Genomic DNA, 20,413 nt, shown 5'->3' on the forward strand with positions numbered 1-20,413 from the left:
ATTAACATCTTACAAGGAGAGCAATTGCCATGAGCCAAATACATAAACACGATATTCCCGCCAATATTGCGGAACGTTGCCTGATCAATCCGGAGCAGTATGAAGCCAAATATCAGCAATCCATCACCGACCCTGACACATTCTGGGGCGAGCAGGGAAAGATCCTCGACTGGATCACGCCGTATAAAACGGTGAAAAACACCTCCTTCGCACCCGGCAATATTTCGATTAAATGGTATGAAGACGGCACATTAAACCTGGCCGCCAACTGCCTTGACCGCCACCTTGCCGAACGCGGCGACCAGACGGCCATTATCTGGGAAGGCGATGACGCCAGCCAGAGTAAAAAAATCACCTATCGCGAGCTGCACCGCAGCGTATGCCAGTTTGCCAATGTGCTGGTCGATCTCGGGATTAAGAAAGGTGATGTTGTCGCGATTTACATGCCGATGGTGCCGGAAGCGGCAGTCGCGATGCTCGCCTGCGCCCGTATCGGCGCGGTGCATTCGGTGATTTTCGGCGGCTTCTCGCCGGAAGCGGTAGCCGGACGCATTATTGATTCCAGTTCCCGGCTGGTGATCACCGCCGACGAAGGTGTTCGCGCCGGTCGTAATATTCCGCTGAAGAAAAATGTTGATGACGCGCTGAAAAACCCGAACGTTAACAGCGTTGAGCATGTCGTGGTTCTGAAACGTACCGGCGGCAAAATCGACTGGAACGCCGGCCGCGATCTGTGGTGGAACGAGCTGACCGAAAAAGCCAGCGACCAGCATCAGCCGGTGGAAGTTGGCGCGGAAGATCCGCTCTTTATCCTCTATACCTCCGGTTCAACCGGCAAACCGAAAGGCGTGCTGCACACCACCGGCGGTTATCTGGTTTATGCCGCGACGACCTTTAAATATGTCTTTGATTATCATCCGGGCGATGTTTACTGGTGTACAGCCGATGTCGGCTGGGTGACCGGCCACAGCTATTTGCTCTACGGGCCGCTGGCCTGCGGTGCCATCACGCTGATGTTTGAAGGCGTGCCGAACTGGCCAACCCCGGCGCGCATGAGCCAGGTGGTGGATAAACACCAGGTCAATATTCTCTACACCGCACCGACGGCGATCCGCGCACTGATGGCAGAAGGCGACAAAGCCATTGAGGGTACCGACCGCTCTTCGCTGCGTATTCTCGGTTCCGTGGGCGAGCCCATTAACCCGGAAGCGTGGGAGTGGTACTGGTCGAAGATCGGCAACGGTAAATGCCCGGTGATGGACACCTGGTGGCAGACGGAAACCGGCGGTTTTATGATCACCCCGCTGCCTGGCGCAACGAGCCTGAAAGCCGGTTCGGCAACCCATCCGTTCTTTGGCGTGCAACCGGCGCTGGTGGATAACGAAGGGAATGTGCTTGAGGGCGCGACCGAAGGTAACCTGGTGATCACCGATTCCTGGCCAGGCCAGGCGCGTACGCTGTTTGGCGATCACGAGCGTTTTGAACAGACCTACTTCTCCACCTTCAAAAACTGCTACTTCAGCGGCGACGGCGCGCGTCGTGACGAAGAGGGCTATTACTGGATCACCGGCCGCGTGGACGATGTGCTGAACGTTTCCGGCCACCGCCTGGGTACCGCTGAGATTGAATCGGCGCTGGTTTCGCATCCGAAAATCGCCGAGGCCGCCGTAGTGGGTATTCCGCACAACATCAAAGGCCAGGCGATTTATGCCTATGTCACGCTGAATCACGGAGAAGAACCGTCGCCGGAACTCTACACCGAAGTGCGTAACTGGGTGCGTAAAGAGATTGGTCCGCTGGCAACGCCGGATGTACTGCACTGGACAGATTCGCTGCCGAAAACACGCTCCGGCAAAATCATGCGCCGCATCCTGCGCAAAATCGCGGCGGGCGATACCAGTAACTTCGGCGATACCTCGACGCTCGCCGATCCTGGCGTCGTGGAAAAACTGCTCGAAGAGAAACAGGCCATTACCATGCCGTCTTAAGAATCGTAACACCCTGCCGGATAAGGCGTCAGCCACTATCCGGCTGACAAACAAAACCATAACGCTCTCCTTATAAGGAGAGGAAACAATCACCTCACCCTACAGTTCCCAATGGATTTCGTGTTGCAGGAAGGCGGCAAACGCACACATCCCCAGGCGCATAGATAACTGTGTGACTGGGGTGGGCATGTGCGGCCAACGAACCTGCGGCGCGAAAGACTACGGGGAGACCTCTGGAGAATTCTGTGATGAATAACATTTATCAGCAGATAGAAAACAGTGCGCATTTCAGGGAGTTAGTTGAAAGACGGCAACGGTTTGCCTTTTCCCTTTCCATCATCATGCTGATTATCTACGTCGGCTTTATTCTGCTTATCGCTTTTGCGCCGCACTGGCTCGGTACGCCGCTGCACGAAGGCACCAGCGTGACGCGCGGCATCCCGATTGGGATTGGCGTGATTGTGATTTCGTTTGTGCTGACCGGCGTCTACGTCTGGCGGGCAAACGGTGAGTTTGATCGTCTGACCAAAGCCGTGCTAAGCGAGGTAAAAGCACCATGAAACGAGTCCTGACGGCGCTGGCCGCCACACTTCCTTTCACGGCGCACGCCGCCGATGCCATTACCGGCGAGGTACAACGCCAGCCAACCAACTGGCAGGCGATTATCATGTTTGTGATTTTCGTGGCGCTCACCCTGTACATCACTTACTGGGCGTCGAAACGCGTGCGTTCGCGTAACGATTACTACACCGCGGGCGGCAATATTACCGGTTTTCAGAACGGGCTGGCGATTGCCGGTGACTTTATGTCGGCGGCCTCCTTCCTCGGGATTTCCGCGCTGGTGTACACCTCCGGCTATGACGGGCTGATTTACTCGCTGGGCTTCCTTGTCGGCTGGCCGATTATCCTGTTTTTGATCGCCGAACGGCTGCGCAACCTTGGGCGCTATACCTTCGCCGACGTGGCCTCGTACCGCCTGAAACAGGGGCCGATTCGCACCCTTTCCGCCTGCGGTTCGCTGGTGGTGGTTGCGCTGTATCTGATTGCGCAGATGGTGGGTGCCGGGAAGCTTATCGAGCTGCTGTTCGGCCTGAACTATCACGTCGCCGTGGTACTGGTTGGCGTGCTGATGGTGCTGTATGTGCTGTTCGGCGGCATGCTCGCCACCACCTGGGTACAAATTATCAAAGCGGTATTGCTGCTGTTTGGCGCAAGTTTTATGGCCTTTATGGTGATGAAACACGTCGGTTTCAGCTTCAATAACCTGTTCACCGAAGCGATGGCGGTGCATCCGAAAGGCGCGGCAATCATGAGCCCTGGCGGGCTGGTGAAAGATCCGATCTCTGCCCTGTCGTTAGGCCTGGGCCTGATGTTCGGCACCGCCGGTTTGCCGCATATCCTGATGCGTTTCTTCACCGTCAGCGATGCGCGGGAAGCCCGTAAAAGCGTGTTCTACGCCACCGGTTTTATGGGTTACTTCTACATTCTGACCTTTATCATCGGCTTTGGCGCGATCATGCTGGTCGGCGCGAATCCGGCGTTTAAAGATGCGGCGGGCACGCTGATTGGCGGTAACAATATGGCAGCGGTTCACCTTGCCGATGCGGTTGGCGGCAACCTGTTCCTCGGCTTTATTTCCGCCGTGGCGTTCGCCACCATTCTGGCGGTGGTCGCCGGGCTGACGCTGGCGGGCGCGTCGGCGGTCTCGCACGATCTCTACGCCAACGTGTTCCGTAAAGGCGCGACCGAGCGCCAGGAACTGAAGGTATCCAAAATCACCGTGCTGGTGCTCGGCGTGGTCGCCATTTTGTTGGGCATTCTGTTTGAGAAGCAGAACATCGCCTTTATGGTCGGTCTGGCCTTCTCCATTGCCGCAAGCTGCAACTTCCCGATTATTCTGCTCTCGATGTACTGGTCGAAACTGACCACGCGCGGTGCGATGATCGGCGGCTGGCTTGGCCTGCTGACGGCGGTGATTTTGATGATCCTCGGCCCGACCATTTGGGTACAGATCCTCGGCCACGCCACCGCGGTCTTCCCGTATGAGTATCCGGCGCTGTTCTCGATTGCTGTCGCGTTTATCGGCATCTGGATCTTCTCCGCTACCGATAACACCGAAGCGGGCAAGCTGGAACGCGAGCAGTTCCGCGCGCAGTTTATTCGCTCGCAGACCGGTATTGGTATCGAACAGGGTCGCGCGCATTAATCCCCCTGCCCCGGCCTGCCAGGGCCGGGGATCATATTGGTTTCGCCGACGCCACCCGTAATCCAGGTTGCACCGACACATCCATAAAAGCGCCGGAATTCGGCCTTCCCCCGAAAAACAAAGCATGCCGCTGTCGAGGCAGCCAGCGGCAATGCAACAATAGAAGATAACGTTCAGGTTTTTAATCCTGAAAAAGCATTGTACGTATCAATTATAAATCGGTGGAAAATCTATTCTGTTATTAACGAGATCCAGTCGCTGGGTATATCCGTAAAAAATGTGGCTTCCTGCGTGACGGTTCTTGTTCCTACAATAACGTATTGACTTAAATCCGGGTTAACATCCGTTAAAATATAGTACGGTTTGCGCCCGGACATACTCCCCTGATTTTCCAGCTGCGCGCCCTCACTGCCATCGGTTTTAAATTCAAAATACAGCGCATTAGCCGGAACGGTGATTTTATATTTATAAGTACCATAGGAGGCGCCATCGAGAATACATGAGGCGGAGACGGAATCGCCTTTTGCATTACTGATAATATAACCGCCAATATCCGCAAGGCTTTTATAATTATTGTCTTTAATAATCTTTTGAATATAGGCAATCGCCTGGCCTGGCGTTCGCCCTCTGCACGACACTATTTGTGGCTGGAATCCCGTTTTCTGGATTTCGGCAAGCTCCCGTTTATCCCCACGATAATAAACAGATGACATATCTTTATCTCCTCATGGCAATGACACTCCCGCAACAGAATGCGTTTCTGTCATTAGGGTTGTAATACGAACGTTTTACACATCAAGGGTGTTAGTGATTTTTTATTTGCACAGCAAATCGGTTTATTAAGAGGAAATAAGCGGAACACGCCGATTTACGCTGTATAACCAACCGGTTCATCAAGCAAATAACAGTTTTAAAAGTAACAGCATCAATAAGAAAAGAAATCAGGCTTTTGGCGTAGACCTTTTATCCTGATGAACAGCACGCGGATGTAAACAGGTCATCGTGTTTAACGCGATAACATGGCGGTAATTAAGGGAATTTACCGGAAAGAGCCAGTATAGGGCAGCGAATACTATCCCGGGGACATCCTGAACAGAGGCTTCGAGCCTGAGTCGGCCCATGTTCTTTTTCCCGTCAGCGCATGTGCGGCAAAACAATGATGCTCCATCTCTTTCTGTTCTATTATGGGATATTATCAAACTATCTCTTTGTAACAGGCGGCATCGGCAATGGCTTTGATCCCAAAAAACTACGCGCGGCTGGAAAGCGGCTACCGTGAGAAAGCACTAAAAATCTACCCGTGGGTGTGTGGACGCTGTTCGCGGGAGTTTGTTTATTCAAACCTGCGTGAATTGACGGTTCACCATATCGATCATGACCATACCAATAACCCGGAAGATGGCAGCAACTGGGAGCTATTGTGTCTGTATTGCCATGACCACGAACACTCAAAATACACGGAAGCGGATCAGTACGGCACCACCGTTGTGGCGGGGGAAGATGCACAAAAAGATGTCGGTGCAGCAACCTATAATCCGTTTGCCGATTTGAAGTCGATGCTTAACAAGAAGAAATAGTGCCAGCAGCGTCTCCTTCGGCAAAAAACGGTCGGTGTGCGGCACTTCGTCTGCTTGCAGATTGAATCCAGCCGGTTCCTTGCTCATGACATAAGTTTGCAAAAAATTACCAAAACTGGCAGTTGATTGTTATTTGTATGACTTTTAATATTCACCCGCAACTTATTGATTAAATTTGCCTTAGGGATATAAAAATGAAAAAAAGTAGTGTTGCAGTGATGATGATGGCCGCGTTTTCAGGAGCAGTTTATGCAGGACCGGCGCAATTTACGCCGGATTTTTCCCCGGAGAGTTTAACGGTTTCAGCCTCGGGTGGGATGCTGAGCGGGAAATCCCATGAGATGGTTTACGACGAAGTCACTGGGCGTAAAATCAGCCAACTCGACTGGAAACTCAAAAATGTCGCCATTCTGAAAGGCGATATTTCCTGGGATGCATACTCTTTTCTGACACTGAACGCCCGCGGCTGGACATCTATGGCATCTGGCTCCGGTCATATGGATGATTATGACTGGTTGAACGACAAGCAATCCGCATGGACAGACCACTCATCCCATCCAGCTACGCATGTTAATTATGCCAATGAATACGATCTCAATGTCAAAGGCTGGATATTCCAGGGCGAGAACTATAAAGCGGGTGTAACGGCAGGTTATCAGGAAACGCGTTTCAGCTGGACCGCTACCGGTGGTTCTTACAATTACGATAACGGGACAAATATCGGGAATTTCCCGGCCGGTGAACGTGGTATTGGTTATAGCCAGCGTTTCTCTATGCCATACATTGGCCTTGCTGGCCAGTATCGTATTAATGACTTTGAATTTAACGCGCTGTTTAAATTCAGTGATTGGGTCCGTGCTCATGATAACGACGAGCACTATATGCGCGACTTGACTTTCCGTGAGAAAACGTCAAGTTCACGCTATTACGGTGCATCAATTGATGCCGGATATTACGTCACACCGCAGGCCAAAGTTTTTGCTGAATTCGCCTATAGCCGTTTTGAAGAAGGCAAAGGCGGTACGCAAATTATTGATACCAACAGTGGCGAATCAGCATCTATTAGCGGAGATGCTGCCGGCATTTCTAACAATAACTATACCGTTACAGCCGGTCTGCAATATCGCTTCTGAAGCAGCGCAACGCGTATATCTTTAAAAAATACCGGGCCCCTGACGGGGCCTTTTTCATTAAAGGTGCCCGAATAAAGGGGGCTGCCCCATTGATTAATTTCTTATATTAGAAATGTCTATTCCCGGCACGAAGTGGGCCAGTACAGAGTTGCTATAAGCGAACAGCGGAAGCACCCTGGTATTCTAATAACCGACAGAGGCATTACTAACATGATCAACCTCGCCAAGGGAATCATACAGTGTATTCGTGCAACCTGGATGCTACTGAACGCGTGGCTGTTACCTCCTGCCTTACCAATTACGGCTTCATGACGGCAGAGATTTGGTGAATAAGTTGATCGCGAGCCCGTATGCCAGCATTGGGCGAAAGCGCCTGTTCATCCTGAATCAGTTTAGCGAAAACGATTTTTTGGGTTCCTTTTGTTGCCCAGCCGACATACCAGCCATAGGCATTATTTGGATCGTATTTATTGTCCTGTCCCGGCGAACCTGTACCCGTCTTGCCGTGAATAGTCCAGCCCTCAGGGCTGACATCATACCGGGTGATGTTATCCGTCATTTCGTACGCAATACTCTTCAATGGCAACTGACGGTTGACCACTTTCCTTAAAAAGGCGATTTGCTGAACAGGCGATACCTGTAATGATGACATCACCCATACGCCCTTTTGACCCGGTGCGCTGACATCAACGGCAGAAACATCTTTATTGCCGTAATCAAAAGCCCTCACATAGCGTTCAAATGTCTGTTGCCCGAGCTTTCCCACAACCTGTTGTGAATACCAGAAAACAGAATATTTTAACCACGCGGTTGGATCGATTTTTTTCTTCCAGTTGTCACCGCCCCAGTCCGGGTATCCTGCTTTGTAGTCCCAAGCAGGTTCACTTTCGTTTTTTAATACTCCGGCATCAAACCCCATCAGGCTTATCGCTATTTTAAACGTTGAAGCGGGGGTCACTTGTTTATTGCATTCCTGACCCTCCTGCAAAATGACTTTTCCTGATTCGGCCGCAACGATCAGTGTACATAAGTCTTTGGAGAATGCATTTTGGGCGCAGAGAATAGAAATTAATGAGGCAATCACAGCTATATTATTTTTCATTGTTTTCCGGTGAAGTCTGGACGTTACTTAAAATGAACTTTATTTCTTTTCAAAAGAACAAGTCCTGCAATAGTCGCTATTCAGCAGCGCATAAAGATACTCATCCCCCCACTCTCCTTTAAAAAAAATATTCTGCCGGTAATGTGCTTCGCGGCGGAAACCAAGTTTTTCCAGTAAATTCACGGCACGTGTATTACGGGTGTCAACAACAGCAGTAAGCCGGTGCTTTGCAAAATCATTAAAAAGCACCGCGATGAGGGCACGCATTGCCTCGCTGGCATATCCCTGCTTCTGATATTCCACATCAAAGGTCATGCCCAGTTCAGCCTGTCTTCCCTCATCAAAAAAATGGATACCGATGTCCCCTATTAGTGCCCCATCTTCCCGCCGTTCAACAGCAAGCTGATACCAGGTTTCATCGCTGTTGAACGCCAGCGAATGCTGCTGCGCGTATAATTTCTCAGCATCCTGCAAAGTATAATGCTCCCAGCTCTGGAAACGGGCGACGTCAGGCTTGTCGCGGTAGCGTGCAAGCTGCGGTAGATCGGTTGGTTTCAACTTGCGTAATAATAATTGTTGAGTTTGTAGCGGCAACGCCAGTGCCATATTTTCTCCCTTATCGACTGTTATTTATTGGCTGGAACTTATTCGGCAACGTTAAACAATGATGTCGATACATTGAAAATGTACCTCGCACGCATATCCGTAATTAAACGCCAAGCTAACGGAAAGCCCGTATTGCTTCAAGCCCGACACGTTGCCCGAATGAAAGTTCTAAGGTATTCCCGTCAGGGTCTGCAAAAAAAACATAATAGCCGACCGGATCACCCAGATATTCCGGTGCTTTCCTTAATACACCGTCAGCGATTGCCATAGCGGTTTTACGATCAATTTCTTCGCGAGTTGCGCAGGCAACGCCAAGGTGACCAAAATTACCCAGCGGTGTATCAGTGATGTTATCCGCCTGTACCAGCACCAGCGCAAATGGGCGCGTATGATCGCTTAACCACGCAACCTTGCGGGCATCCGGGACGCCGGGTTCGCGCATATGTATAACTTCCATACCGGCATAGCGGCGATAGAAAGCAATACTTTTGTCCAAATCCCTGACCATAAATGCAACATGTGTGAATCCCACATCAATATCTTTCATACCCAGAATAACTCCTTATTAGCTCGTGGCTGGCATCATAAAAGCTCAAGTTAACTTTGGGTCAACAGGCGAGTTAAACTATAAGACCACTAATATTTGTAGTGGCGCAGGACGTCAGGTTCTGAGCTCTGCATGTCCGGTTTCTGCAACAGGAAATGTAGGTACATACCCTGAGTCACGACTCCCGTGGCGCATATTAATAACGTTGACGTCGCGGCAGGAAAAACGATTTAATTTCAGGTCGGTTTTCAGGAAAACTCAATGATGCGTGACCATCTCCCTTCCCTTAACGCCCTGAGGGCGTTTGAATCCGTTGCCAGGCATCTCAGCATGACCCGTGCCGGCCAGGAATTGCACGTCACGCCTGGGGCTATCAGCCTGCACATCAGGGAACTCGAACGGCAACTCGGACTTGCGCTCTTTCTGCGCAAAGGACGCGGACTGGTGCTCACAGCCGCCGGTGAGTCCTACTATTCTTCGATAAATTCGGCGTTTAGCCTGATGCGCGAAGCCACCAAATCTCTCGTGCAAGAGATGCAGGGAAATACCATAACACTGGCGTGCACGACAGGCTTTGCCACGCACTGGTTGCTTCCGCGGCTTCCTGATTTTGAGCGCGACTGCCCGGAAATTGATCTGCGTATCAGTGCCACTTCCCGCATTCAGTCCTTCATTACAGAGGGTATTGATATGGCAGTCCGACATGGCGATGGCCGCTGTGAGGACGCCGTCAGTGAAAAACTGATTGATGACGACTATATCGTGGTATGCACACCGACTGTGGCGAGGCTGTTGGGCGAACCACCTGCGCTTTCAGCGCTCAGTCGTGTAACGCTTCTGCATGATATGCACCGTGAGGACTGGGGCCGCTGGCTCGCTGAAGCGGGCGTCAGCCATGTGGATCCCCGTAAGGGGCCGCTTTACACCGATGGCAGCGGGGCCTGGCTTGCCATGCTGGCCGGAAGAGGCATGGCGCTGATGCGACGGGGGTTCGTTCAGGAAAACATTTTATCAGGTGAAGTGGTTTCACCCTTCATGAACACACTGAATACCGGACAGGCATATTGGCTCATTTATCCCCCTGAAGCGCTCATGCGTCCTGCCATAGTGAAAGTGAGAACATGGTTAATGCAGCAGAGCGCAAAACAAACAATCGCAGGAGCTCACCGCTAAACAATTAGCCGTGATGGTGATTTTATGTATAGCTGCGCGGGGCGACCGTAGAATATGAAATGGTTTCTTTTTAGCCACAGGCGCTTATTTTTGTTCATGAGCGGCTAAATCTGCGAGGCTGGCGCGAAGTTCGTTTTCAAGGAAAGCTGCACATATTCGGGTTTCAGCCGAAATGACGTTTGCTGGCGGATAAAGCAAACAGGCATTGAACGGCGGAACGACGTAGTCGGGTAAAACAGGCACAAGATTCCCCTGCGCAATATCTTGCCTGCAAACGGGAGATTGCAATACGCCGATGGCACTCCCTGCCAGAAGAAGAGTATGCAATGGCCGCCAGTGGCTGGCACTGAATGTTATCTTCACGGGCACACTGAGTAGTGATTTGTCAGGAGCTATCAGGGCAACATGATTGTTCATAAACAAGCCCGCTACGCGTGCAAAGGCATGCCGGACAAGTTCAGCGGGCGAACCCGGCGTGCCATGGCGATGGAGATAAGCGGGAGAGGCGACCAGTAAACGCCCCACGCAGCCTAACTGACGGGCAATATAATACCCTTCCCCCATCTCCCCCAGACGCAATGAAATATCAACGCCTTCCGTAACCGGATCCGTCACAAGATCATTAAGTATCAGCTCTATTTGCAGATCGGGATGTTCAGCCTGAAGTTTTATCAGGGCTGGCATCAGCAACGCTTCTCCGGCCCCATAGGGCGCGGCGATACGCAGCGTTCCGTTAAGCGAATTTGTGGGATTGACGATTGCCAGTGCATGTTCTGCCGCAGCGACAGCATTTTTACTGCGTTCATAAAACAGAGTGCCGGAACTGGTGAGGGACATTCGACGCGTGTGACGTCGCAACAGGCGCGTACCAAGATGAGCTTCCAGACGCTCTATCCGTTCACTAACCGCCGGTTGTCCGATGCCGAGATCGCGGGCGGCGGCAGACATATTTCCCCGCTCGACCACCCGAATGAAAATGCGCATTGCCGCAAGGAGATCCATGCAGAGATTATATTGGTAAAACCGATAAATAATAGTGGCTGGCCATCTCTACCTGATGTTCGTGACGTCGCGGACAATACATTTCCTGTCGCTGTTCATGAAGTGACAGAGGCATAAATTCATTGAATTCCACAGGTAGAGATCAATGTCAGAAATAAAACTTTATATGCTGCAGTCGGGGTACCAGCGTTGCCAATATCATGACATCAGGATGAATCAGGGCAAGGGTGACAGCTACGTCATTCCCGTCCCCTGGTTTTTACTGACACATCCGCAGGGCAATACCGTTATTGACGGTGGCCTGGCTGTCGAAGGGTTGAACAATCCTCATGGCTACTGGGGAAATGCCGTTGAACACTATAAGCCCATCATGGATGCCGATCAGGGTTGCGCCAGTCAACTGACGAATCTGGGCATATCACCGGAATCCGTGCGTTATGTTTTACTCTCCCACCTCCACTCTGATCATACAGGGGCGATTGGTCGCTTTCCTGCGGCTACGCATATTGTGCAACGTCAGGAGTATGACTATGCCTTTTCACCGGACTGGTTTGCGGCCGGCGCGTATTGTCGGAAAGATTTTGATCGTGAAGGGTTGAAATGGCACTTCCTGAAAGGTCTGGCAACGGACGGTTTTGACCTGTACGACGATGGTGTTTTACAGGCCTTTTTCACACCCGGTCATACGCCAGGGCATCAGTCCTTCATCGTCTCACTTCCCAGCGGAAGGGCATTTACTCTTGCGATAGACGCCGCTTACACACTCGACCATTTTTACGATAAAGCCCTGCCCGGTTTGATGACTTCCGCCAGTGAAGCGGCACGTTCGGTCGCCAAACTCAGGGCGTTAACAGAAATGCACAATGCAGAGATTATCCCAGGCCACGATCCTGATATCTGGCCGCGTTATATCATGAAAACGGAGGGGTATAACTAACCCGACATACAGTACCATCAGAACCGGTAAGCGCCCTTATACTCGTTTTCCAATAAATTCAGTGAGACGCCGTTACAGAGAGCGCACTTCCATTGCCGAAATGAATTAAACTCATCGCATACAGAGTTCCAGGGAATCATTATGGACATCAGAACGCTGCGCTATTTTGTCGAGGTGGTACGCCAGCAAAGTTTCACCCGCGCGGCGGAGCGCCTGTTCGTCACCCAACCGACCATCAGCAAGATGCTGAAAAATCTTGAGGATGAACTCAACTGCACGTTGTTGATTCGCGATGGTCGCAAATTACTGCTGACCGATACCGGCCGCGTGGTGTTTGAACGCGGCATGGCGATCCTCGCCGAATTCCGGCAACTGGAAACGGAGCTTGGCGATATCAATCATCTGAACAAAGGCCTGTTGCGCCTCGGCATTCCGCCAATGGTGGGCATGCTGATGGCCGGGCCGATCAGCTTGTTTCGCCAGCGTTATCCCGGCGTCGAGCTGAAAATTGCCGAATTTGGCGGTCTGACGGTGCAGCATGCGGTAAGCAATAGCGAGCTGGATCTGGCGATGACCGCGCTGCCGGTTGAAGATGACAGCGGCTTAGCGACAATGCCACTGTTCAGCTACCCAATGTGTGTGCTGGTACCTCGCTCCGGCAACTGGCTGAAACACGAAGCGGTCGCGCCGGAAGAGTTAGGCGAGCACCCTTTGCTTATCTACAACGAAGATTTTGCCCTCAGCCGCCAGCTGATGCAGCTCTTTAATCAGCACGGCGTGAAGCCGCGCATCGCTGTGCGGAGCGGGCAGTGGGATTTTCTGGCAGCGATGGTGCAGGCGGGCGTCGGCATAGCCATTCTGCCGGAACCGATCTGCCAGCGGCTGGATAAACAAACCCTGCGCTGGCTTCCTTTGCAGAGCGATTTACGCTGGCAACTGGGGATGATTTGGCGCGAAGGCGTCTATCTTTCCCACAGTGCGCAGGCGTGGTTAAGCTGTTGTGAAGGGTTCTGGCTTGAGTCGGACGCTCCATCATTGCCCACGGGGAAAGCGTAACTCAGGCGGCGTTGCCCGGCACCCACGGCCCTTGCAGATTCACCTGCGGAAATCCTGCCGTCAGAATACGCACTTCCACATCGCGCGGGGTGTTATCTCCCTGCCCCTGAATGCTGACGATATCCTGCGGGCAGGCCGAAAATGCCACATAGCAATCCATCTCCGCGCGCAGAATGATGTAATCCCCTGGCTTCGTCACGACCGGCAGCGTCTTCAGGGTAATGCCATCCGGCTGCACCTGGATATTCATGAAAATATTGAAGGATGCGAGATTGCCATGGGGCAGCATCACGCCCAGTTCCGCCATCCCTTCGTGCAGATTGTCATGGCAGTTACGATGCGGCTCGGTGCAGCCTAACAGTTCATAACGGCGGGCATCGCAGGCGGCCATAAATGTGTCGTGTACGCCCGGTGAAGTGTCCGCCACCAGCGTCAGAATCGGGTGGCGCTGGTCAGTGATAAAGCTGTCGCCCACGCGCGGATTGAGGCGCTGATTCCATACTCTTGTCGCTTCCATACACATATATTCGCTGACATCGCTGGCGTTATAGGCCCAGCAATCCACCACCTGCGTACCGTGCAGATTGATCACCTGCACCGCTTCCCCTTTATTTAAGCGCACGGCTTTGCCATAACGTGCCGGAACCGTAACCACCTCACGGTGCTGCAATTCAGCAGACATGATTCTCTCCTGGTTTATTCATGTTGCATGCCGCGACGATAGCGCGTCATACGGGATTCAAAATGGCGCGCCAGCCAGTCAAGCAGACTGTTCAGCAGCCAGTAACAGAGCGCGACCGTCAGGTAGATCTCCAGCGGCGCATAGGTTTCCGATATCGCCTGTTTGGCGGCGTACATAAACTCCTGTACCGAGACAATCGACAGCAGGGCCGAGTCTTTAATCAGGCCGATCATCAGACCAACCAGCGGCGACAGCATCTGCGGCAGGGTTTGCGGCAGCACCACATCGCGCAACTGCTCGCGGCGGCTGAGTCCGAGAACCCGGCAGGCTTCCCACTGCCCTTTGGGCAACGCCTCAATGGCCGCGCGGATCACCTGCGCAATATAGGGCGCGTAATAGAGCGTTAACGCCAGCACGCCGACAACCGGCGATGAGAGCGTGATGCCATACTCCGGCAGCACAAAATAGAGCAGATAAATCACCACCAGCAGCGGAAGCGCCAGCGTGATGTTGCTGTACACCCGCAATAACCACTGCCAGAAGCGTGACGCTCGCATTAACGCCGCCGCCATTAACGCTCCCCACAGCAACGAACAGATCGCCGCCATCGCGCAGAGTTGCAATGTTGCCGCCATCCCTTCACCCAGCGAGGGAAGCGCATCAATAATGGCCTGCCAGTCCATCATGCCGGCCTCCGTTTCGCTTCCAGCCGCCGCGCAAGAGTGGTCAGCGGCAGCGCAATCAACAGATATCCCGCCGCCACCAGCAACAGTACCTGCGTGGCTTCATAGGTACGCGCGATGACGATCTGCCCGGCAAACGTCAGCTCCGTCAGCGCCACCACCGAGGCCAGCGGCGTGGTTTTCAGCAGAATGGTGAACTCATTCACCAGCATCGGCAGACTGGCGCGCAACACCTGCGGGTTAATGACATACCACCAGGTGAGCAGGCGGCTCAGCCCCAGCGTCCGCGCTGCTTCCAGTTGCCCGGGCGTGACCAGGCCTCGGTTAACGCGCAGGATTTCAGCAACATACGCGCCGCTGTTTAAACCGATCGCCAGCACCGCCGCCAGCAACGGCTGCCCGCCAAGCCCCAGTTTCGGCAGGGTAAAAAACACCACAAACAGTTGCACAATCGCGGGCGTCCCGCGCATCAGGCTGACATACAAGCGGCCGAAGGTTCGCCAGATCCAGGCCCGGCGCAGTTGCAGGAAGCAACCGAGTTGCCCCATCACCACACTCACCAGCGACGCCAGCACGGTTAACAGCAGCGTCATCAGCAACCCGCGCCCTAACTCCGGCAGCGCGGTCAGTACCTGTTGATCCAGCCCCATTAATTACTCCGGGCCAAAGCCGGTCAGGTTTTCCGCCACCGACAACCGCAGCGGCGCGGGTTTATCATTCCCCTCAATGCCGGTATTGCAGGCGGAGACAATAAACTGCGTATCCATCACCACCCGGCAGGTAATGCTGTCGCCTGCCTGCGTGAGATTGGTTTCCGGCACAATGCGGCCGTCGCGCGTTAAGCGGACATGCATAAACAGGTTGATGGGATCGGGCAGTTTTGGCACGTTCATCCCCCGTCGCGCCAGTTCTGCGCTGACGGCTTCGATACACCCTTCGCCGTCATAGCCCTTTTCCGCCAGAAACGCGCGGGTCGATGCCGGTAGCAGCAGGTCGTGGCGTTTCACGCGATCTTTACCTAACACCATCATCGGGCGACGGCGGTTAGTGACCATACGCATACCAGAACCGAGCAGGTAGCTGTTGCTGAATACACGCGTGTGGTGCACCGAGAGCCAGACCGCCGGATCCTCCACACTAAAGCCAAACAGCGACGCCACTGCGCCATCGCCCATTGCCGTGATGCGCAATAACTGGCCGCGCAGCACGCGAATCGATCCGACGCTTCCGGCGGCTACATCCACCGGTGCCGCCAGCGGGCGCACCGCGTTTTCCACGAATTCCTCACGCATTAACAACATGGTGCGTCTCCTCTGTGGGGAAGTGGTCGCTGATGCGGATATCAATCGGCGTCACCTGTAACCCGTTGCCAGGAATGATGTCCTGCGGGCAGGATGAGACGGCGCAAATCAGATCGCACAGGGCTTCGAAAGTGATGTAATCCCCGGCTTTACTGTGCGGATCGGTCACTTCCATACGCCCGTCGGCGGTAACCGGGCCGTTCTGAAACAGGTTGAACGGCTCCGGCAACGTAAAGTACGTCACGCCGTGCGCTTTCATCCCTTCAAGCAGGTTATCCACGCAGTTGCGGTGCCCTTCGACACCGAAATCAACGCTAAACCGCGTCCGATCGCAGGCCGGTACGTTGGCGTCGTGAATGCCAATCGTGTCGGCAACGATGCGCAGCAGCGGGCGGTTTTCACTCGACCACAGCGCATCGCCCGGTGCAAAAAAGAGCGAGCGCAACTGCTGACGGGTATGCACCGGCGATAACTTCTCGTTCAGATTGTCAGCATTGACCGCCACAAAATCGGCGGCCTGCTGCCCTTCACTGTCGATAACGGTAATAAACTGCCCTTTACGCACACGGAAGGTTTTGCCGTGGCCCGCCGGAACCGTCAGGTGGGATTGGCACATAATTACTCCTGAGGAATGAAATCACTGGCCGGAACGGTAAAGGTGGTGCCGAGATACTGCTGTTGCAGTTGGGCCAACTGACCGCTTTTCTGCATCGCCAGAATGTGGTCGCTGATGGCTTTGTTCAGGCTGCTGTCCTCTTTGCGCGTCGCCCACGCCATCCATTGCGATGGCCCGACTTCGCCCACCTGCGCGACTTTACCGGCATACTTTTTCGCCACGGGTGCCAGCACTGAAATATCGTCATAGACGAAATCGGCGCGTTTGGTCATCAGCGTGCTGACAGTCTGATCGAGGGAATCGACGCTGATGATGGTGATCGGTTTTTTCCCGGCTTTTTTCAGCTCGCTATTAAAGCCTTTAAGCAGTTGCTCCGGCACGCTGGCAGTTTTCACCGCGCCGCGCAGGCCAGAGAGACTTTCCGGGCTCAGCGGCTTGCCGCTCAGGGCTTTCGCTTCATCCTCACGCACCAGAACGCCGTTCACCGTTTTGCTGTAAGGCACGGTAAAAAGCACTTTTTTGGCACGTTCGGCCGTCACATTAAGCGTGGAGCCTTCGGCATTGAACGCCCCGGAAATCAGCCCCGGCAAAATGCCGCTGAATGCGGTTTTCTGAAACTCCAGTTTCACACCGAGATCTTTGGCGAACGACTGCATGATCGCCACGCTATACCCGGTGATCTCGCCTTTATCGTCGGTGTATTCATACGGTGGAAAGGTGGGGTCGATGCCGACCGTCATTTTGCCGCTGCTCTTGATGTCGGACAGCGTATCGGCCTGTGCCTGCGCCAGTGTGCCCACGGAAAGAAGAGCGGCGATCAGCAGTGCTGTTTTTTTCATTGTGGTGTTTCCCTGGTGTTGGTGAAATGTCTTTTTCTGATGAGCACTTTTTGTGCCAGTTTTTTCACCACGGCTTAAACCGTCATCACAAGAAACATCTTTTCTTCATAAAATCATAAAGAAACATTTGTTTCTTTAATTTTCATTTGAATTTCTATTGTTTCTTAAAGAGCGGCGCTACACCAGCCAGGGTAAGGCGACAGGCACTCTTTTGGGGAAAAATCTGGCGCAACCTGCGCCAGAATGGGGCGTTATTCGAGTTCGTCGAGGGATTGATGCAGCGCTTCAACCTGCGCAAGGTGATCGTTGCCGCTTTTGCCCATCTGGCGGGCCACCAGCGAACACAGCAGATTACACACGCCGGAGAGGGCGACGGTGCTGTCAAAGAGCATACTGCCATCGGTGTGGCAGCGAACCACCCATTGCGCATGGCGCGCAGGTTTGCCGGAGAGCACATCCGCCAGGTAAAGCATCGGCACTTGCCGTTCCGCCAGCGCGCTCATGGCGGCATCCAGCGCAGGCATTCGCCGCCGCAGGCCAACGCAGATCGCCACATCCTGTGGGCCGAGCGCCGCCAGATGTTCAGCCAGCGAATCGCCAGGCCGCGGCAACAATCGCACATCGGAGTGCACATGCACCAGGTCGCGATAGATCAATTGCGCAATAGTCTGGCTGTGCCGCCAGCCCATCACCACCACGCGACGCGCCTGGGCAATGGCGGCAATCGCCTCCTGCAACTGCGCGCTATCCAGCGTGCGGTAGCTGTTCACCAGGTTAGCGATCTCTTTTTCCAGATGCTGCTGCATTACGCTGTCCATCGGCGATGCGCCCGGCGCGGCTTGCAGGTAGAGCGGCGATCCGCTGCTTTGCATTTCGCGCGCCTGGCGGCGTGCTGCTTCATAACTCTCATAACCAAGATGGCGGAAAAAACGGGTGGTGGTGGCTTTGGAAACGCCTGCGCTTTGCGCCAGCTCGGTGGCGGTATTCATCGCCAGTTGTCCAGGAGCGGCAAGCAGTACATCTGCCAGCCGCTGCTCGTGGCTGGAGAGTTGATCCCAGTGCTGTCGGATCCGGCCTTCTAGCGATGCCGTTTTTGCACTCATGGTAATTCCCTGAAATGAAAAACCTCATCCTGCACAGAGCATGCCCGGATGTCACCAGAATTTTAGATTTTTATGGCGCGGGGAAAGGGGCGGGAAAGCCCGCCCCGGAAGGTAATTATTTATTTTCCAGCAGCAACGCTTCCAGCAAATCGAGGTCGTGCAGCAGTTTTTGCAGCGTCTCGTTGCTGATCTGCCGGGTGGCGCGCAGGTGGTAAAGCTCGGCGCGTTCAGAGCGCAGCGCCGCCAGACGGAAACGGCGCTCCAGATTCTCTTCCTGCAATGAGCTTTCGATGTTATTGCGCCCATCCGCGCGGCGTCGCAGATTACCAATCACCCGCGAGCTGACCTCCGTCAGCAACTGGTTATCGATATTCTCTTCGGCATCCGCCGCCAGGCGCTCTTCCATTTTCTGGATCGCGACAATCGCCACATCGGCAGTCGCCGCCCGCGCCATCCGCTCTTCTTTGTGCTGCTGAGCGTGGTCGCGCACTTCAATATGTTGCAACAGCGACGGCAGCGCGATGACGCCAACGAACAGCGAGAAGAGGATCACCCCGGCGGAAAGGAACACCAGTTCGTAACGCGCCGGGAAGACATCGCCGCCAGGCAGCAGCAACGGAATGGAGAGTACACCGGCCAGCGTGATGGCCCCGCGAACCCCGGCGAAGGTGGCGATCAGCAGCTCGCGATCGCTCCAGGAGGCAAATTCCATCGGCTTTTTATGTAAGAAACGCAGGCTGAACCTCTTCATCGTCCACAGCCAGCCGAAACGCACCAGCATCAGCGCGGCATAAATCAGCACGATATCGGTGAACAGCATCCAGGTTTCGACATTCGGATCGGCTTCCGCCGCCACCAGCGACGATTCCAGGATCCCCGGCAATTGCAGGCCTAACAGCAGGAACACCATGCCGTTAAAGACAAATTCCAGCATCGCCCAGGTGCTGTTAGCGCGCAGACGCATCGCCAGTGGTGCGGTGCGCATAACGCCGGAACGGGTAATTGTCATCCCCGCCGCAACGGCGGCCAGGATGCCGGAGACGCCGATATGTTCCGCAATCAGATAAGAAGCAAACGGCAGCAGGAACAGCAACACGATTTGCGTGGCCGGTTCATCGCCGCCCCAGCGGCTGAGAAAACGCAGCGAACGGCCGTACAGCCAGCTCACCACAAAGCCCGCCAGCAGGCCGCCAATCGCCACTTTCATAAACTCGACCGTAGCGCCGCCGACGGTAAAAACCATCGTGCCCATCGCCACGGCGACGGCGAATTTCAGTGACACCAGGCCGGAAGCGTCGTTCATCAACGCTTCGCCCTGCAAAATACCCATGATTTTTTTCGGAATGCGCCCTTCACCGACAATGCCGGAGAGCGCCACCGCATCGGTTGGCGACAGCACCGCCGCCAGCGCGAAAGCGGGCACCAGCGGAATGCCTGGCACCAGCCAGTAGATTAAGAAGCCGATCCCAACCACGGTGACCACCACCAGCGCCAGCGCAAGGCCGAAGATTTCGCGGCCATGTTCGAGAAACTCGCGCGTCGGTGTTTTCCAGCCGTCAGCGAACAGCAGCGGCGGGATAAACAGCACCAGAAACAGTTCGGGATCGAACTCGACATGCAGGCCAAATGTGGGAAAGGCCAGCAGTGCGCCGATGGCAATTTGCATCAACGGCAGCGGGATTTGAAAAGGTAGTACACGCGTGACGACGCCCGAGAGCGATACCACGAGCGTCATGATAAGAATGGTAAAAAATATTTCCATGCGTTCCCTGTTTGCGATGTTTTGTTATAGCGGTCTCAGACCTTGAGGCCAGAGCATTCAGCTTAACGCAAAGAAACCGGGCTGTGGGCAAAAAAAATGG

At 53.9% G+C, this 20,413-nt stretch carries 21 protein-coding genes; 8 read left to right on the plus strand and 13 right to left on the minus strand.

Annotated features, from left to right (window positions below):
- Window positions 1-29: 29 nt before the first annotated feature.
- The 3 genes from acs (at window position 30) to actP (ending at window position 4,194) form a co-directional block, all read left to right on the plus strand.
- On the plus strand, window positions 30-1,988 hold the full coding sequence (acs, locus tag CWM66_RS23970; RefSeq protein WP_107147404.1) for an acetate--CoA ligase: 1,959 nt from the start codon (window positions 30-32) through the stop codon (window positions 1,986-1,988).
- Between the two features lie 248 nt (window positions 1,989-2,236).
- Window positions 2,237-2,548: a DUF485 domain-containing protein gene (locus tag CWM66_RS23975; RefSeq protein ID WP_035886908.1), complete on the plus strand. Its 312-nt coding sequence runs from the start codon at window positions 2,237-2,239 to the stop codon at window positions 2,546-2,548.
- Window positions 2,545-4,194, plus strand: a complete 1,650-nt coding sequence (actP, locus tag CWM66_RS23980) for a cation/acetate symporter ActP (RefSeq protein WP_007372492.1) — start codon at window positions 2,545-2,547, stop codon at window positions 4,192-4,194. Before CWM66_RS23975 ends, actP begins: the two co-directional genes overlap by 4 nt.
- 230 nt (window positions 4,195-4,424) lie before the next feature.
- Here the strand turns inward: actP and CWM66_RS23985 are convergent, their stop codons facing one another.
- A complete protein-coding gene (locus tag CWM66_RS23985; RefSeq protein WP_107147405.1) occupies window positions 4,425-4,907 on the minus strand; it encodes a hypothetical protein in 483 nt (160 codons plus the stop codon).
- Between the two features lie 516 nt (window positions 4,908-5,423).
- Between CWM66_RS23985 and yajD the strand changes: the two genes are divergently transcribed.
- Both yajD and CWM66_RS23995 read left to right on the plus strand, forming a co-directional pair.
- Window positions 5,424-5,771 carry an HNH nuclease YajD gene (yajD, locus tag CWM66_RS23990; protein ID WP_043955614.1) on the plus strand — a complete coding sequence of 116 codons (348 nt, stop codon included), beginning with the start codon at window positions 5,424-5,426 and terminating at the stop codon, window positions 5,769-5,771.
- Window positions 5,772-5,965: 194 nt separating this feature from the next.
- Window positions 5,966-6,904, plus strand: coding sequence for an omptin family outer membrane protease (locus tag CWM66_RS23995; protein WP_072440842.1), 939 nt, complete (start codon window positions 5,966-5,968; stop codon window positions 6,902-6,904).
- Window positions 6,905-7,202: 298 nt separating this feature from the next.
- Here the strand turns inward: CWM66_RS23995 and blaOXA are convergent, their stop codons facing one another.
- From blaOXA to CWM66_RS24010, 3 genes are all read right to left on the minus strand, one after another.
- Window positions 7,203-8,006 carry a class D beta-lactamase gene (blaOXA, locus tag CWM66_RS24000; RefSeq protein WP_107147407.1) on the minus strand — a complete coding sequence of 268 codons (804 nt, stop codon included), beginning with the start codon at window positions 8,004-8,006 and terminating at the stop codon, window positions 7,203-7,205.
- 39 nt (window positions 8,007-8,045) lie between these two features.
- Entirely contained in the window at window positions 8,046-8,606 is a 561-nt protein-coding gene (locus CWM66_RS24005) for a GNAT family N-acetyltransferase (RefSeq protein WP_107147430.1), read from the minus strand.
- A 121-nt stretch (window positions 8,607-8,727) separates the two neighbouring features.
- Window positions 8,728-9,159 carry a VOC family protein gene (locus tag CWM66_RS24010; protein WP_007372486.1) on the minus strand — a complete coding sequence of 144 codons (432 nt, stop codon included), beginning with the start codon at window positions 9,157-9,159 and terminating at the stop codon, window positions 8,728-8,730.
- Between the two features lie 261 nt (window positions 9,160-9,420).
- Between CWM66_RS24010 and CWM66_RS24015 the strand changes: the two genes are divergently transcribed.
- The gene (locus CWM66_RS24015) at window positions 9,421-10,332 is read left to right on the plus strand and encodes a LysR substrate-binding domain-containing protein (RefSeq protein WP_007372485.1); all 912 of its coding nucleotides are present in this window, start codon (window positions 9,421-9,423) and stop codon (window positions 10,330-10,332) included.
- A gap of 84 nt (window positions 10,333-10,416) precedes the next feature.
- On the opposite strand, the gene CWM66_RS24020 is transcribed toward CWM66_RS24015, so the two are convergent.
- Window positions 10,417-11,316: a LysR family transcriptional regulator gene (locus CWM66_RS24020; protein ID WP_035886901.1), complete on the minus strand. Its 900-nt coding sequence runs from the start codon at window positions 11,314-11,316 to the stop codon at window positions 10,417-10,419.
- A 163-nt stretch (window positions 11,317-11,479) separates the two neighbouring features.
- Here CWM66_RS24020 and attM point away from each other — a divergent pair, with 163 nt between their 5' ends.
- A complete protein-coding gene (gene attM / locus CWM66_RS24025) occupies window positions 11,480-12,271 on the plus strand; it encodes an N-acyl homoserine lactonase AttM (protein WP_072440844.1) in 792 nt (263 codons plus the stop codon).
- A gap of 141 nt (window positions 12,272-12,412) precedes the next feature.
- Complete coding sequence (locus CWM66_RS24030; protein ID WP_007372482.1) at window positions 12,413-13,327, plus strand: LysR family transcriptional regulator; 915 nt, start codon at window positions 12,413-12,415, stop codon at window positions 13,325-13,327.
- A 1-nt stretch (window position 13,328) separates the two neighbouring features.
- Here the strand turns inward: CWM66_RS24030 and CWM66_RS24035 are convergent, their stop codons facing one another.
- From CWM66_RS24035 to CWM66_RS24070, 8 genes are all read right to left on the minus strand, one after another.
- On the minus strand, window positions 13,329-14,009 hold the full coding sequence (locus tag CWM66_RS24035; protein ID WP_007372481.1) for a DUF1989 domain-containing protein: 681 nt from the start codon (window positions 14,007-14,009) through the stop codon (window positions 13,329-13,331).
- Between the two features lie 14 nt (window positions 14,010-14,023).
- Complete coding sequence (locus CWM66_RS24040; RefSeq protein ID WP_079518347.1) at window positions 14,024-14,692, minus strand: amino acid ABC transporter permease; 669 nt, start codon at window positions 14,690-14,692, stop codon at window positions 14,024-14,026.
- Window positions 14,692-15,342, minus strand: a complete 651-nt coding sequence (locus CWM66_RS24045) for an amino acid ABC transporter permease (protein ID WP_072440846.1) — start codon at window positions 15,340-15,342, stop codon at window positions 14,692-14,694. Before CWM66_RS24045 ends, CWM66_RS24040 begins: the two co-directional genes overlap by 1 nt.
- Window positions 15,343-15,345: 3 nt before the next feature.
- Window positions 15,346-15,993, minus strand: coding sequence for an urea carboxylase-associated family protein (locus CWM66_RS24050; protein ID WP_035886900.1), 648 nt, complete (start codon window positions 15,991-15,993; stop codon window positions 15,346-15,348).
- On the minus strand, window positions 15,977-16,609 hold the full coding sequence (locus tag CWM66_RS24055) for a DUF1989 domain-containing protein (RefSeq protein WP_007372477.1): 633 nt from the start codon (window positions 16,607-16,609) through the stop codon (window positions 15,977-15,979). Before CWM66_RS24055 ends, CWM66_RS24050 begins: the two co-directional genes overlap by 17 nt.
- Before the next feature lie 2 nt (window positions 16,610-16,611).
- A complete protein-coding gene (locus CWM66_RS24060) occupies window positions 16,612-17,448 on the minus strand; it encodes a transporter substrate-binding domain-containing protein (RefSeq protein WP_007372476.1) in 837 nt (278 codons plus the stop codon).
- Window positions 17,449-17,699: 251 nt separating this feature from the next.
- A complete protein-coding gene (locus CWM66_RS24065) occupies window positions 17,700-18,551 on the minus strand; it encodes a MurR/RpiR family transcriptional regulator (RefSeq protein WP_043955630.1) in 852 nt (283 codons plus the stop codon).
- Between the two features lie 115 nt (window positions 18,552-18,666).
- Window positions 18,667-20,313, minus strand: a complete 1,647-nt coding sequence (locus CWM66_RS24070) for a Na+/H+ antiporter (RefSeq protein ID WP_007372474.1) — start codon at window positions 20,311-20,313, stop codon at window positions 18,667-18,669.
- Window positions 20,314-20,413: the final 100 nt, after the last annotated feature.

This window comes from Kosakonia sp. H7A, from assembly GCF_003028445.1.
In the GTDB taxonomy this organism is placed as follows: domain Bacteria; phylum Pseudomonadota; class Gammaproteobacteria; order Enterobacterales; family Enterobacteriaceae; genus Kosakonia; species Kosakonia radicincitans.

Coding starts and splice junctions, on each gene's coding strand:
- CWM66_RS24040 (WP_079518347.1), bottom strand. CDS start 14,692: ATGGACTGGCAGGCCATTATTGATGCGCTTCCCTCGCTGGGTGAAGGG.
- blaOXA (WP_107147407.1), bottom strand. CDS start 8,006: ATGAAAAATAATATAGCTGTGATTGCCTCATTAATTTCTATTCTCTGC.
- CWM66_RS24030 (WP_007372482.1), top strand. CDS start 12,413: ATGGACATCAGAACGCTGCGCTATTTTGTCGAGGTGGTACGCCAGCAA.
- attM (WP_072440844.1), top strand. CDS start 11,480: ATGTCAGAAATAAAACTTTATATGCTGCAGTCGGGGTACCAGCGTTGC.
- actP (WP_007372492.1), top strand. CDS start 2,545: ATGAAACGAGTCCTGACGGCGCTGGCCGCCACACTTCCTTTCACGGCG.
- yajD (WP_043955614.1), top strand. CDS start 5,424: ATGGCTTTGATCCCAAAAAACTACGCGCGGCTGGAAAGCGGCTACCGT.
- CWM66_RS23995 (WP_072440842.1), top strand. CDS start 5,966: ATGAAAAAAAGTAGTGTTGCAGTGATGATGATGGCCGCGTTTTCAGGA.
- CWM66_RS24070 (WP_007372474.1), bottom strand. CDS start 20,313: ATGGAAATATTTTTTACCATTCTTATCATGACGCTCGTGGTATCGCTC.
- CWM66_RS24015 (WP_007372485.1), top strand. CDS start 9,421: ATGATGCGTGACCATCTCCCTTCCCTTAACGCCCTGAGGGCGTTTGAA.
- CWM66_RS24050 (WP_035886900.1), bottom strand. CDS start 15,993: ATGTTGTTAATGCGTGAGGAATTCGTGGAAAACGCGGTGCGCCCGCTG.
- CWM66_RS24055 (WP_007372477.1), bottom strand. CDS start 16,609: ATGTGCCAATCCCACCTGACGGTTCCGGCGGGCCACGGCAAAACCTTC.
- CWM66_RS23975 (WP_035886908.1), top strand. CDS start 2,237: ATGAATAACATTTATCAGCAGATAGAAAACAGTGCGCATTTCAGGGAG.
- CWM66_RS24065 (WP_043955630.1), bottom strand. CDS start 18,551: ATGAGTGCAAAAACGGCATCGCTAGAAGGCCGGATCCGACAGCACTGG.
- CWM66_RS24045 (WP_072440846.1), bottom strand. CDS start 15,342: ATGGGGCTGGATCAACAGGTACTGACCGCGCTGCCGGAGTTAGGGCGC.
- CWM66_RS24060 (WP_007372476.1), bottom strand. CDS start 17,448: ATGAAAAAAACAGCACTGCTGATCGCCGCTCTTCTTTCCGTGGGCACA.
- acs (WP_107147404.1), top strand. CDS start 30: ATGAGCCAAATACATAAACACGATATTCCCGCCAATATTGCGGAACGT.
- CWM66_RS23985 (WP_107147405.1), bottom strand. CDS start 4,907: ATGTCATCTGTTTATTATCGTGGGGATAAACGGGAGCTTGCCGAAATC.
- CWM66_RS24010 (WP_007372486.1), bottom strand. CDS start 9,159: ATGAAAGATATTGATGTGGGATTCACACATGTTGCATTTATGGTCAGG.
- CWM66_RS24020 (WP_035886901.1), bottom strand. CDS start 11,316: ATGCGCATTTTCATTCGGGTGGTCGAGCGGGGAAATATGTCTGCCGCC.
- CWM66_RS24035 (WP_007372481.1), bottom strand. CDS start 14,009: ATGTCTGCTGAATTGCAGCACCGTGAGGTGGTTACGGTTCCGGCACGT.